The organism is Shewanella morhuae (assembly GCF_003028295.1).
Lineage (GTDB): Bacteria > Pseudomonadota > Gammaproteobacteria > Enterobacterales > Shewanellaceae > Shewanella > Shewanella morhuae.
Genome location: NZ_PYSG01000002.1, coordinates 1,245,241 through 1,259,869 on the forward strand (window position 1 = coordinate 1,245,241; position 14,629 = coordinate 1,259,869).

Genomic DNA, 14,629 nt, shown 5'->3' on the forward strand with positions numbered 1-14,629 from the left:
CCGTGACTGAAGTAAAAAGCGCCTAATGGCGCTTTTTTTGTCTCTCAAATCCAGCGGTTTTAGAATCCGTTACTGTTAACTCTATAAAATAGATTTTGAGTTAATCTTATTACTTGATATTGAAGTTGTAATAAATATCAAGAGATTGACCTAAAGTACCCGATACGGTTTCTAGGTAAAGTTGAGAGAGTAGATAGTATCTCACGGTCATTTCATAGCCGGGGTTAAATACGCCAACGCCATATTTCACCATTAAGTCCTCGCCAATATAACCACTGATCGCAACGCGTCCTTCATCGTTGGTATCGAGTTGTACGTTTGAGAAACCAAACTCTTCAATTAACCCGGTTGCAGTATTACCAATGTTGTTAATTGCGCCGCCGCCAACCTGTGAGCTTAACCCTAAGGCTGCGCCCATCATGAGTGAGTTATTCTGTTCATTATTCGCATTGTTAAAGCCACTACCTTTAACGATGTAAGATAGAATTTCGGCCTGCTCTTTGGCTGGATTTGAAAATAAAGTGACGACAGGGCGTGATGGAGTACCCGTTACGCGCACGCCGGCGACTAAGTCCTCGCTCTTAATTTCGCGTATCGCTTCAATATTAAGGTTAGGTACTGAGGTTGGCCCCACAAATTGTACTTCTCCGGTGCGAATTTTCAGGGTTTGACCCATAAACTTGTAACTACCTTGATTGACTTTGATATTGCCAAATAGCAAAGGAGGACGGAAAGCTTGTTGCTGTAACTTTAGCGTACCTTGCAGTTTACCTTTGAGGCCCATGCCATCAATTCTGAGTTCATTGCCCACATTGATATTAAGATCAGCGATTATGGCGTAGGGGCTGGCTTTAGGTTGAGTGGCGGCGATGGAGTCATCAAACACCACGTCCTCAGAGGTTGCGATACCGCCTTCTGCTAATGGGACAATTTTGATATTGCCAGATGGGACGTTGATTTGCCCCTTCACGGCCAGTTGCTTACTGCTAAACGTAACCGTGATATCAGGGGAAACATCGAGAATAGCCAGTGGTGGCTGGATCACCGCAAGTTTTTCACCTTGGACGGCTAACTCACCGCTAAATTGCCCTTGTGGCCATTGCAGTTGACCATTCACTCGTCCTAAACCATTACCCATCATCCAGCGGCCCTTGAGTTGCGCCTGTTGGCCTGCAAATGTCATCGACATGTCAATCTTATCAACTAAAGTTGGGTTGGCAGTCAATGCTAAAGCGCCTTCAGTTAAGGCCATGCTACCTGATACTTCTGGGGCATCAAGACTACCTGCAAAGTTTAGCTGGCTGGTTAGTAAGCCTTGCACTGTATTTAATTGCGGAAAAAACTCCCCAAGTGGCTGTAAGTTGATTTGCTTTATATTGGCGTAACCTGCGAGCGCTCGATCGGGCGTGACATTGACGTTAATCTCACTCTGCCAGCTTGCAATGCCTTCTGACTCGAAATTTAATGCCGTTGTTAATTGTTTTGCATCTAAATTGGCCCGCAACGATAGATTTTGATAATCGATAGTCACTTCACGATTTTTTGCTCGTTTGAGCATGATACTACCAGGCGTAAAGTCTAGATTAACATCGGCAGTAGGCTTACGGTTTGCGGCCCAAGCAAAGTTGGCTAATAATGATGCGGGCCCATCCCAGCGCATATTCGTGGGTAATATAGGGATTAATAATTTCCCTGGGTTACCTGAATAGCTTACTTGTGCATTGCCTTTGTTACCTAATGAGGTGTTGTTATTTAAACAAAAGCGACTGTTTGGGTTGATCAGACAAAACGGCGTAATACTGCCCTGATTCTTGGTTTGATCCCAAGCGAGATTAATTGTCTTGTCTAGCTGCCATGGGCCAATTGGTGTGTTGAGGTTTAAGCGTTCGACGTCAACTTGTAGCCGTGATTTTTTCACATCGTATTGGCTACTTACGGTGGCATCAAGGCCGAGATCGCCTGTGGCATTAAGGGTAAGTTTTTGAGCATTGATCGTGCCTTTTGCACCGAGCGTTAAGGTGTCTATACGTTCTGTTGCCAGCTGCAAAGTTTTTGATTTTAATGAAATGGCAAATTCATGCTGTTCTAATGGCTTGTAATAGGCTTTTAAATTAGATTCTTGTAGTTTGATATTTTGATAAACAAACTCAGCTAACAGTACTGTAAGCTCAACTTGGGGATGTTTTTCGTCACCGGTAACATTAATTTGTGCCTGCAGTTGGCCGCTTGCCTTAGGGATCCACAAACCAAAATCTGGCACTTGTAATTCACCTTGAAGATCCCAGTTAGCGTTGGCTTCGCCTTTTAATACTAGCGTCGAGCCTAACACCTTGGCATTAAGTCCTTTAGAACTAACATACAGTGCATCATTTATATTGATATCCCCATTTATATCAAATGGATAACCTTGCAAACTACCGGTGAGCTCAGTGTCACTTAGGGACATTTGCCAATGGGGAGCGGCAAACGACCCTTGGGTACGTAATTCTCCTGAAATTAAACTGTCTGGCAGGGTCGTTGCTGTTGATGCTGCATCTAGCAGTAACTCTTGGAGTTTGATGTCATTGAGTTTGAGATTAGCGGTCCAACTTATGGCTTTTTGATAATCAAGTTCCCCAGTGAGATCTACCTTGCCAATGGCGCCCAGTGCCTCAAGTTTGTTAATCGTTAATTTAGCCCCTTGATTGTGGACCTGAGTGTCTATATCGAGCACTTTGTGGAACGGTGTGGTGAGTTGACCCTTTAACGTTGCCTGCTGTTGATTGAAATCGCCTTCGCTCACCAGTGTGACATCATCTATTGAGTATTCTGGGTTTTGCAGTGGCCACTGTAATCGCACCTGTTCTAATTTTACCGTGTAGGGCAGGTTAGGGTCACCAAGCGTTATCTGACCATTAAGGATAAGATCTGCATCGCCCTTTGCCACTGCATCAATCTGCAATTTACCTACACTTTGACTCAAACGTAGTGTTAATGCTTGCTGAGTGAGTTCGGGTAATTCTGCTAATTGATGAAGGTTAAGGCTAATCTCTAAATCAAGTGGATAATCTTTATCTAGGGTTAAGCTGCCAGTAATATCGGCATTACCATCGGTATGGTTGAGCAGCAAATGCTCTAGGGTTAATTGATATTCACGAAAGCGGCCTTGTAATTCAATATGACTAAAGACATCTTTGCGTTCACCAATTTGCAGTGTGGTGTTGTCTAGCGTTAGGGCGTTGACTGTCACAGGAAAAGGCATAAACACAGCTGGCAAATGAGCTAATGCCCACTCAGTGGGGTTATTATTTACTGGCGTTGATGGTGTCGCTGTTGTTGGTGCTTGCGCTTGCGCTGCTACAGCAGGGTTTTGCGTGGGACTATTGTTGCCTGTTGCTGAACCTGTTTGCACATTATCAGCCGATGTGGAGATAATTACCGATAATCCCTCGCTAGTTAATTGCTTTATTGACAAGCCTTCAGTAAACCACTGCGCTTGTGCATTAAGCTCATTTGCAGCGAATTGCATATCATCCACTTGGATATGAATCGCGTTAAGTGTGGCTGTATCTAGCACAATATCAAAAGGTAATAGCAGTTCGCTTGGTGCTTCATCCTGCGCTGTAACAGCAGCTTCGCCGTCTGCGGCAAGGGCAAGAGTATCAATGGTGACATCGACCTTAGCTACAGATAAGTTATTCACACATAAACGTTTTTGTAGAAAACAGGCCGGTTGCCACAGTAAATGTACATCCTCGAGCTTAACTTTGATTCCGGCCATAGACCAAGTTGCATGGGATAACACTAAATCTTTATTAATTGATCCTGAGGTATAAGTCAGCCCAACATCGGGTACCAATTGATTAGCAAGTCCAACGGTAATGCGCGAGCCAAATTCTGTGCCTAGCAATAGCGCTATCACAACTAATAAAGTTAAGGGCACATAAATAATAATACGTGTCCACAGTTTGAAATATCGCCATAATTTTTGTAGCCACGATACTGATAGCGTTACAGATGCGCTAATTGCATCACCTACTTCAGTGTTCGGGGTGTTTTCCGCATCTTGCACGGTGGGATGCTGCTCTGTGGGGGTACTCATAGATCTGTCCCCATTGTCAGGTGAATGCGCCATGACCGCTCAATGGTATCGGTTTCTTTCAATCCAACCCCTAAATCCAGTTTTATTGGGCCAATAGGTGAAATCCAATGTATGCCGCCGCCAACTGACACTACTGGTTCAAATTGATTGTTATCAAAAGCGTTACCCGCATCAATAAAAGTGCCTACTCGCCAAGTTGGAGTTACATAATATTGATATTCTAAACTGCCAACCATTAAATAGCGGCCACCGATGACTTCGCGGTTGAGTGAACCATCGTCGGCAATATAGTCTAAATAGGGCCCGAGTTCTTGATAACCATAGCCACGCACACTCTGATCACCACCGGCAAAATAACGTAATGAGGGTGGAATGTTTGCCAGTTCGTTCTCGTTGGCTAAGTTGGCGGCTAAATCAATGCGCGACACGATTCTGTGTTTATCAAAGAAGGTATCAATCCATTTAAATTTGGCTTGCAGACGAGCTAAACGGGTTTCAGAACCCAAGTAGGGATCGGCATAGTCTAGGCTGTAAATTTGTCTAAATCCTGATTTAGGGTCAAGGGAATTATCACCACGCGTCGTTCGAGAAAAGTTAATCCCAGCCAAATAAAACGTCGGCATATAGTCGATGTCTGACTGGGTATATAGTTCGTGAACGGCCTCAAGGGAGTAATTCATTAACCATTGATTATCTAGCCTTTGCTGACGTAATAGCCCAATAAGATACTTGGTAGATTCTAGTTGCCCCGTATTAGTAAAATCGCGATTATCCGCATCGTATACTTGGGTTACACCGTATTTATCTCGCAATAACCCAACGCGGATTTTCAGTTGGTCATCCAAAGGATGCGTTAGCGGAATTGTGTAAGTGGTTAATAATTTTGGTCTATCGGGCGACCATTCTAAACTGGTCTCCTGTGAGTGGCCGTATTTATTGATTTGTGGTGTGCGCCATGTCACCCGGACTCTGGGGTCGAAGGCTTGGTCCGTTTTTCCTATATCGCCACCAAAACCGAGTTCGATGGCGTGGCTGGCCTTGGGGGTTAACTCGACTCGCACCGGAATTTGACTGTCGTCAACATCATCGATTTGTGGAATGACTTTAATATTGGCGAAATAACCCGTATCGAGTAGCTGGCGGTTAAGTGCGCTCACACGCCTTGTTGAATAAGAAGCGCCGGCTTTAAAAGGGATAAGGTCATCTAATATCTCGGGCTCTAAGCTATGTCCTTCGAAGCTCACTTGGCCAAATTTATAACGTTTACCAGAGCCAAAATGTAAACTGATTTTGGCAGTATTCAGGTCGCGATTCACTTTAATTTGGGATTCGGTAAATTCACCATCAAAATAGCCGCGCGCTAAAGCTAAGGTAACCAATTGTGATTTCATCTCACTATAAGCACCGTGATTTAATATATCACCGGGTTTTATTTGAATTTGTGCCAGCCATTGATCAAAAGCGCGATCATCGAGCATTTCGCCACTAAAGTTGATATCAACCCATTGAATGATAGTTGGTTCACCGGGGTAATTTCAAGTTTAAGCTCCCACGGCCCTTTATCATGCTCAATCAGATTTTCGTCTATTTCGCCGTGGTAGTAACCCATGGATTCTAACGCTGTACTGACATTGTCCTCAACATTAAACAAAAAGGCACGACGCTGCACCTCAGATTCGGGCAAGGGGCCTAAGTGAGCAACAATATTGCGTTGCAGAGCTTCATTAACGCCAGATACTGATAACCGAAGAAAATTATCTGCGCCCATCGCGACTGATATAACTGACATTGATATCAGAAATAAGCAAAAGCGAAAGTAATGTGAGGTGATTTGCAAAAATGGCTGCACTCTAAATTCCCTGTGATGTGCCATCATTGTCGCCAGAATAAAACCAACAGGCAAGGAGAGGATTGAAATTACATGCTTAAATGGTTACAAAGGAGGTTAATTTTTAAGGGGATGTAAACAATGAAAACAAAACTAACCACCTTCAGTTTAATTATTTCGGGTCTACTTTTTATGTCGCAGAACGCTTTTGCCGCAGATAAACCTTATGCCATTGCGATTCACGGTGGTGCGGGCACGATTTCTAAGGCCAATCTCACCCCAGAACAACGCCAAGCTTATAAAGATAAGTTAAAAGAAGCGGTTGATAAAGGCTCAAAAATATTGGAAGAGGGCGGTGACAGTTTGGTGGCAATTCAAGCCGCGATTAATATTCTCGAAAACAGTCCTTTATTTAATGCAGGCCTCGGCGCGGTTTACACCTATGACGGCGGTCATGAATTAGACGCTGCGATAATGGATGGCAAAACCATGAATGCAGGTGCAATAGCGGGCGTGCGCCATATCGCCCACCCGATAGATTTAGCTTTAGCGGTAATGAATAAATCCGAACATGTAATGCTCTCTGGTGCAGGTGCAGAAGAATTTGCGCTGGCTCAAGGTTTTACCTTAGTACCGAATAGTCATTTTGATACTGACGCGCGCTATCAGCAATTGCTCGATGCACGGGAAAAGCTACAAGCAGCGGCTAAATCTGAACAAGTTGCCAGTGTTAAGATGCAAGATCTCGATTATAAATTTGGTACAGTCGGCGCAGTTGCTTTAGATAAAAAGGGTAACTTAGCCGCAGGGACATCAACTGGCGGGATGACAGCTAAACGTTTTGGCCGTATTGGCGACTCTCCTGTGATCGGCGCGGGCACCTATGCCGAAAATGGCGTTTGCGCTGTATCAGCTACTGGGCATGGTGAATTTTTTATTCGTTATTTAGTGGCTGGAGATATTTGCGCTAAGGTGAAATACCAGCAAAAGTCGATCATTCAGGCGGCCGATGAAGTGATTAATCAACGCCTTATTACTGCCGGTGGTTCTGGTGGCGTGATTGCTGTCGATCAGCGCGGTAATATTGCGACGCCTTTTAATACCGAAGGTATGTACCGTGCCACTCGCAGCAATGGCGAACCCGCTCAAGTGCTGATTTGGCAAGATGAATAATACGCTAAAGCTCATGGTTTAAGTCATCACGAAGGTGGATTTGAAATCGTTAACAGCGAGTGCTACTAACCTAGTGCTCGCTTTTTTTGGGTAAGTGACTTTGCCCTAAGATGAAATAAGTCATTTTTAAGCTTGTGTTGCCTCAATACGAGTGACTCTCCCCGTATTTATTTGCTATGCACATCGCTTTAAAATCGGTTGCAACATATGGCCTAAAACCGGGATATAGCAATCGCCACTTTTCAAAATATGTGTCATTTCGAGCCAGTCTAAAAGATATTTTTTAAAATATTGTTAGCGTTTCGCTTGTCATTTAACCCAATAAACACATGCAAAGTTCATTCTCGTCGGCTGGTGATATGTTTGATCCGCAGATAAGGTGGCAAAGCTACATAATTTAGTGACTAGAAATTTTGCACGGTTAAAAGTTAAGCTGCTGTGTGTTAATAATGTGATTATTGTTAAATAGCATTAAAGTGAATTAGCTTAAATGACTATACTGGTCCATAGTCTATATCGAAATGATATATAGGCTATCTTCAATATTTTTGAATGACGCGTGAAATCAGATTGACTTTAGTGTTTGAAAAATAGCCGAATTATCGGCAATCATTTTTAATAATTCGTTAATGATATTCATATTTACTTGGGAAAATATTCTTTTTTAAGGAATAGAACACAAATTAAAAGGAGAAAGACCATGGGAGAGTATAAGAAATTGTGGTGGACCTTATTAGGGGTCGTCGCAGTGACGTTCTCTATATTAGGTTACTATGGTACTGAGATATACCGAACCGCGCCGCCAATTCCAGCATCGTTTGTGTCGACAAATGGTGACATTTTAACGACCGAAGAAAAAATATTAGATGGTCAAACGGCTTGGCAATCCGTTGGTGGTATGCAATTGGGTTCAGTATGGGGTCATGGGGCTTATCAAGCACCGGATTGGACGGCGGATTGGTTGCATCGCGAACTACTTATTTGGTTAGATTTAGCCGCGGAAGGTGAATTTAAGCGTCCGTATGCTGATCTCACCGAGCAGCAGCAACATATGTTGCGTTATGAGCTGAAAAAAGAATACAGAACGAATACTTATAACGTAGAAAATAACACTGTAACGTTATCACCAAGACGTATTCAGGCAATTGAAAAAACTGGAGCTTATTACAATGCTCTTTTCGGTGGTGCGCCTGAACTGAAAAAGACCCGCGAAAATTATGCGATGAAAGAAGTCACGCTGCCAAATCCAGAGCGGCGAGCGCGTTTATCTGAATTCTTTTTCTGGACTGCGTGGGCAGCATCAACTGAGCGTACCGACGGTACCGCGACTTATACCAACAACTGGCCACATGAGCCATTAATTGACAATAAACCCACCACTGAAAACATTGTTTGGTCCATCATCAGTGTGGTTATTTTGGTGGCAGGTATTGGTGCATTAGTTTGGGCATGGGCATTTTTGCGTAAAGAAGATGGCGAGCCTGTTGCTCCAGAGCGCGATCCTATTTTGTCGTTTAACTTAACGTCTTCACAAAAAGCCTTAGCAAAGTATCTCGTTTTAATTGTTTCTTTATTTACATTCCAAGTGTTTATCGGCGGTTTTACCGCACATTACACCATCGAAGGACAAAGTTTTTACGGTATCCAAACCTCAGAATGGTTCCCGTATAGCTTAGTGCGTACTTGGCATATTCAGTCTGCACTATTTTGGATTGCTACTGGGTTTCTTGCTGCTGGGTTATTTCTGGCCCCGGTGATTAATGGCGGTAAGGATCCTAAATTCCAAAAAATTGGCGTTGATATATTATTTTGGGCATTAGTGATTGTTGTTGTGGGCTCGTTTATTGGTAATTACTTAGCAATTGCACAAATCATGCCTGCTAACCTGAGTTTCTGGTTAGGCCATCAAGGTTATGAATACGTTGACTTAGGGCGAATTTGGCAAATAGGTAAATTTACTGGAATCGTTTTTTGGCTAGTATTGATGATGCGTTGTATCACACCTGCATTACAGCAAAAAGGCGATAAAAATCTCTTAGTCCTCTTTATGTTATCAGTTATAGCCATCGGTTTATTTTATGGTGCTGGATTTTTCTATGGCGAACGCACGCACATTTCAGTCATGGAATACTGGCGCTGGTGGATTGTGCACTTATGGGTAGAAGGCTTCTTTGAAGTATTTGCTACGACAGCATTAGCATTTATCTTCTTTAACATGGGATTAGTTACCAAACGCATGGCAACCGTAGCTTCGTTAGCTTCGGCCTCTATGTTTTTGTTAGGCGGCGTTCCGGGGACTTTCCATCACTTATATTTTTCGGGTACAACAACGCCAGTCATGGCTGTGGGTGCGACGTTTAGTGCGCTTGAAGTTGTTCCTTTAATTGTGCTTGGTTATGAAGCTTGGGAACACTATCGATTAAAAGATCGTGCGCCTTGGATGGCAAACGTAAAGTGGCCGATAATGTATTTTGTTGCAGTAGCATTTTGGAATATGTTGGGTGCCGGTGTATTAGGCTTTATGATTAACCCTCCTATTTCTTTGTATTATATTCAAGGGCTTAATACAACAGCAACCCATGCTCATGCCGCATTGTTTGGTGTTTATGGCTTCCTAGCGCTTGGCTTTACGTTGCTAGTATTAAGGTATATTCGTCCACAGTTGATATTTAACGAACGTTTAATGAAAACATCGTTTTGGTGGATGAATATCGGCTTAGCCTTAATGTTATTTACCAGTTTATTACCGGTAGGCATTATCCAGTTTATCGCTAGTGCATCCGAAGGGCTTTGGTATGCTCGCAGTGAAGCGCTATTACAAAGCGAGACATTGGTGACATTACGCTGGGTGCGCACAATCGGCGATATAGTATTTATTGTTGGTGCATTGGCTGTTACTTGGCAGGTGTTTACTGGCGTGTTTAGCCGTTCTGCCAGCCATGAAAAATAATGTAAATATGATTGAGTGATGAAATTAAGTGGTGCTTTTTAGCACCACTTTTTTATATTTTTTATGCACTAGATGAGTTCAATCGATATTTATCACACCATTATCACGATATTTTGACTAGACTAAAGCTTAAGTTAGTACGAGGGAAATATCATGCGAGGAAAGACAATGGACTTAATTAAAATCCGTGATCATATGGACCGCCAACCCGTATTATTACGCGTCAATATGTCGCTTGCGACTGCGGTCGAAAAACTATTGGATAATAATAAAATGGGCGCCGCAGTGGTTGATGATTTGGGCAACTTAGTCGGTTTTTTATCCCAACAGGATTGTCTTGCTGTGATGATTAAGAGCAGTTATCACTGCGATATGACTTCGGTCGTAAAAGATTGTATGCGTACTGAAGTACTGTTTGTTGAGCCAGATGACAGTATTTTACACTTAGCTGAACAAATGCTTGGGCTTAAACCTAAGGTGTACCCTGTGGTCGAGCACGGCAAAGTGATAGGTACCATTAATCGCACTAATGTACTCAAAGCGATGAATATCTATATGCAGCAATGTTATCTGTCACCGGTTTAATCTAAGCCGTGCCAATGGGGAATTGATACGCTTTATCCTCAGTGCAGCGTAAATTAGCCATACCATTGCGTCAATTTCCTTGCTAGGATCGCCATTTTTGATGCTAGCACTGGAATTTGCATTTGAACTCAGACACACATCCGCTATCGAACGCCTTTCTTAATCTTTGTTATCAGAGCGATGCGTCGCGGATCCGTCGCCGTTTATTTAAGCTCAATAAAGAAGTCGACTCAGATAAAAAAACTCAAACCTTAGCCCAACTGAGTAAGCAAGCGCAGGCGGCGTTTGAGAAGGTTGAGCTGCGCCGTAATGCGCGCCCTAAAATCAACTATCCTGAGAATCTACCCGTTTCTCTGATGCGCGACGATATTGCTCGCGCGATTGCGGGTAACCAAGTGGTGATTATTGCCGGCGAAACCGGTTCGGGTAAAACCACTCAGTTACCTAAAATTTGTTTAGAACTGGGTTTGGGGTGTCGCGGCATGATAGCCCACACCCAGCCAAGACGTTTAGCTGCCCGCAGTGTGGCAAGCCGCATTGCTGAGGAATTACAAAGCCCGCTTGGGGAAGTCGTCGGCTTTAAAGTGCGTTTTGCCGATGCACTTAAAAGTGATTCATATATTAAGTTGATGACCGACGGTATTTTACTGGCGGAATTAACGTCCGATCGCAATCTTGATCAATACGACACTATCATCATCGATGAGGCCCACGAACGCAGTCTCAATATCGACTTTATTTTGGGCTATCTCAAACAAATTCTCAAAAAACGCCCTGATCTTAAAGTCATTATTACGTCAGCAACCATAGATGTTGAGCGGTTTTCTAAGCATTTTAACAATGCGCCCATCATCGAAGTGTCAGGGCGTACCTTTCCGGTAGAAACCCGTTATCGACCATTGGTGCAAGACAGCGATGCCGATTTAGATCAAATCGAAGGCATTTTTGCCGCTGTTGATGAACTGGTGAGCGAAGGCCTTGGCGACATATTAATCTTTATGAACGGCGAGCGAGAAATTCGCGATACGGCCGAGCAATTAAGCCGACGCAATTATCGTGATACTGAAATCTTGCCGCTCTATGCACGGCTATCCTACGGTGAACAATCCAAAGTGTTCAATAGCCACAGAGGTCGGCGGATTGTATTAGCCACTAACGTGGCAGAAACCTCCTTAACTGTGCCGGGCATTCGCTATGTCATTGACCCCGGCACGGCGCGCATTAGCCGTTATAGCTACCGCACTAAGGTGCAACGTTTACCGATTGAACCTATCTCACAGGCGAGTGCTAATCAACGCCAAGGCCGTTGTGGTCGTGTTGGGCCGGGGATTTGTATTCGTTTGTATGATGAGGCCGATTTTAATAATCGCCCAGCATTTACCGATCCTGAAATTTTGCGTACCAACTTAGCTTCGGTTATTTTACAGATGCTTGCTATTGGTTTGGGCGACATTGCAGGTTTCCCGTTTATTGAACCGCCCGATCCTCGTCATATCCGCGACGGTTTTTTGCTGCTAGAAGAATTACAAGCAGTAGAGAGCAAACATAATAAACTCGTACTAACGCCACTTGGGCGGAATTTAGCACAAATTCCGGTGGATCCGCGTCTCGCGCGTATGGTGGTAGAAAGTCAGCAGTTAGGTTGCTTGAATGAAGTGTTAGTGATTGCGGCGGGGTTATCGATTCAAGATCCCCGCGAGCGTCCGATGGAGAAAAAGCAAGCCAGTGACGAAGCCCATCGCCGTTTTGCCGATCCCAGTTCCGACTTTGTCAGCTGGATAAACCTGTGGCAGCATTTAAAAGAACAACAAAAAGAATTATCGGCTAGCCAGTTTCGTAAAAAGTGCCGCGATGAGTATTTAGCCTATTTGCGTGTGCGCGAGTGGCAGGATTTATACGCTCAACTTAAGCAAGCCGTACACGATTTAAAATGGCGTTTAAACGATACGCCAGCCAGTTACGATACCTTGCACCGCGCACTGTTATCAGGCTTATTGAGTCATGTGGGTTTTAAGGATAACAATAACGAGTATTTAGGTGCTCGTAATCGTAAATTCTTTGTGTTTCCGGGCTCGCCATTGGCCAAAAAAGGCCCTAAGTGGATTATGGCTGCAGAGCTGACCGAAACTTCGCGCTTATTCGCCCGTTGCTGCGCCAAAATTGAACCTGAATGGCTTGAACCCTTAGCCGCGCATTTGATCAAAAAAAGCTATGTAGAGCCACATTTTGAGGCAAAACCAGGTAGCGTTATCGCCCTTGAAAACCAAGTGCTCTATGGCTTGACGGTGGTGCATCGCCGTAAAGTGCAATATGGCCCTATCGATCCCGTTGAAGCGCGGGAGATTTTTATCCGCAGTGCTTTGGCAGAAGGGCAGTTGCAAACTCAAGAAGCATTTTTTGTGGCGAACCAAAAGTTGCTTGAAGACATTGAGTCCCTTGAGCACAAATCCCGTCGCCGCGATATTTTGGTCGACGAGCAAGTATTAGTCGATTTTTATGAGCCGCGCATCCCTGAAGGTATTTACAACGCGCAGCTGTTTCTAGGCTGGTGGAATAAAACTAAGCGTGAGCAGCCAGATTTACTCGATTTCAGCAAAGCCTTGTTAATGCAGCGTAGTGCCGATCATATTTCGAGCTTGGATTTTCCCGATACCTGGCATAAAGGCAATTTACGCCTGCAATTGAGTTATCATTTTGAGCCTGCCGCCAGTGATGACGGCGTGTCTGTACACATTCCGGTGGCGCTGCTTAATCAAATTGATGACAGTGATTTTGATTGGCTAGTGGCAGGGCTGCGGGAAGAAAAGTGCATCGCATTGATCAAATCGTTGCCTAAAAGTTTACGACGTAACTTTGTGCCAGCGCCTGATTACGCCCGAGCTTGTGTGCAGGCCATGGTACCTTTTAGTGCCAGTTTACTGGATACCATGTGCAAACAATTACTGCGTATGAGCGGCACGCGTATATCGCCAGAAGATTTTGATGCAACGCAAATGCCCGCGCATTTACAGATGAATTTTAAAATTGAAGACGATCATCATAATTTAGTAGCGCAGGGCCGCATGCTCGATAACTTAAAAGCCGAATTGCAGGGTGTTGTTGCTAAGGCGATACGTCAGGTGGCGGATAAGGGAATTGAAAAAGAAGCCTTAACTGAATGGTCTTTTGGTGATTTGCCGCAGCAATACCAGCAGCAAAAAGGCAATTATCAAGTACGAGCGTTTCCGGCACTGATCGATAAAAAAGACAGCGTCGCGATCAAATTATTTGATGATGAATTTGAGGCGCAAGATGCCCATCGCCAAGGCCTGCGACGTTTGCTGTTGCTCAACATTCCTTCGCCGGTAAAACATTTACAGCAAGCCTTGCCGAATAAGGCCAAATTAGCGATGTATTTCAATCCTTTTGGTCAAGTGCAAATTTTGATTGATGATATTATTGCCGCTGCCGTGCAGCAGTTGTTAGACCAAAAAGCGTTAGATGTACGTAATCAAGCTCAATTTGAGCTAGCAAAGGATTGGGTTCGCCAAGAATTAAACCCGACTGCTGAGCAAATAGCTCTTAAGGTTGAACAGATTTTAACCTTGTACCAAAGCATTAAAAAACGTCTTAAGGGCAAAATCAGTTTAGATATCGCCTTTGCTATGAGTGATATCCAAAATCAATTAGACAAATTAGTGTTTAAAGGTTTTGTAGAAGCCTGTGGTTGGCAGCGTCTAGCGGATGTGGCGCGTTATTTAAAAGCGATTGAAACCCGTGTTGAAAAACTGCCTATTGACCCGACTCGCGACCGTTTGCACATGCAAAGTATTAATAAAGTGCAAGCAGCCTTAACGGCGCAGCTAGCAAAAGTACCGCGCGCTATGCCAACACCGCCCGCATTAATTGAAGCTCGCTGGATGATTGAGGAATATCGCGTATCTTGTTTTGCTCAAGTGTTAGGTACCGCATATCCTATTTCTGAAAAGCGTATATTAAATCAACTTACCGAACAGTCATAAATACGCCTAGA

5 protein-coding genes and 1 pseudogene are annotated in these 14,629 nt (G+C 43.9%); 4 read left to right on the forward strand and 2 right to left on the reverse strand.

The window, feature by feature from the left end:
- Nucleotides 1-109: 109 nt before the first annotated feature.
- Nucleotides 110-4,081, reverse strand: a complete 3,972-nt coding sequence (tamB, locus tag C9I43_RS06040) for an autotransporter assembly complex protein TamB (RefSeq protein WP_107882724.1) — start codon at nucleotides 4,079-4,081, stop codon at nucleotides 110-112.
- A pseudogene (locus C9I43_RS06045) lies at nucleotides 4,078-5,930 on the reverse strand (autotransporter assembly complex protein TamA). Before C9I43_RS06045 ends, tamB begins: the two are co-directional and overlap by 4 nt.
- 120 nt (nucleotides 5,931-6,050) lie before the next feature.
- Between C9I43_RS06045 and C9I43_RS06050 the strand changes: the two are divergent.
- The 4 genes from C9I43_RS06050 to hrpA all read left to right on the forward strand — a co-directional run bounded on the left by C9I43_RS06050 (nucleotide 6,051) and on the right by hrpA (nucleotide 14,618).
- Nucleotides 6,051-7,082: an isoaspartyl peptidase/L-asparaginase family protein gene (locus tag C9I43_RS06050; protein WP_076500159.1), complete on the forward strand. Its 1,032-nt coding sequence runs from the start codon at nucleotides 6,051-6,053 to the stop codon at nucleotides 7,080-7,082.
- A gap of 700 nt (nucleotides 7,083-7,782) precedes the next feature.
- A complete protein-coding gene (locus C9I43_RS06055; protein ID WP_076500157.1) occupies nucleotides 7,783-10,032 on the forward strand; it encodes a nitric-oxide reductase large subunit in 2,250 nt (749 codons plus the stop codon).
- Nucleotides 10,033-10,200: 168 nt separating this feature from the next.
- On the forward strand, nucleotides 10,201-10,617 hold the full coding sequence (locus C9I43_RS06060) for a CBS domain-containing protein (RefSeq protein WP_076500155.1): 417 nt from the start codon (nucleotides 10,201-10,203) through the stop codon (nucleotides 10,615-10,617).
- 122 nt (nucleotides 10,618-10,739) lie between these two features.
- Nucleotides 10,740-14,618, forward strand: a complete 3,879-nt coding sequence (hrpA, locus tag C9I43_RS06065) for an ATP-dependent RNA helicase HrpA (RefSeq protein WP_373455339.1) — start codon at nucleotides 10,740-10,742, stop codon at nucleotides 14,616-14,618.
- Nucleotides 14,619-14,629 lie beyond the last annotated feature (11 nt).

What these genes read in the sequence shown, in the direction of transcription:
- tamB (WP_107882724.1), bottom strand. Translation starts at nt 4,081, where the DNA reads ATGAGTACCCCCACAGAGCAGCATCCCACCGTGCAAGATGCGGAAAAC.
- C9I43_RS06060 (WP_076500155.1), top strand. Translation starts at nt 10,201, where the DNA reads ATGGACTTAATTAAAATCCGTGATCATATGGACCGCCAACCCGTATTA.
- C9I43_RS06055 (WP_076500157.1), top strand. Translation starts at nt 7,783, where the DNA reads ATGGGAGAGTATAAGAAATTGTGGTGGACCTTATTAGGGGTCGTCGCA.
- C9I43_RS06050 (WP_076500159.1), top strand. Translation starts at nt 6,051, where the DNA reads ATGAAAACAAAACTAACCACCTTCAGTTTAATTATTTCGGGTCTACTT.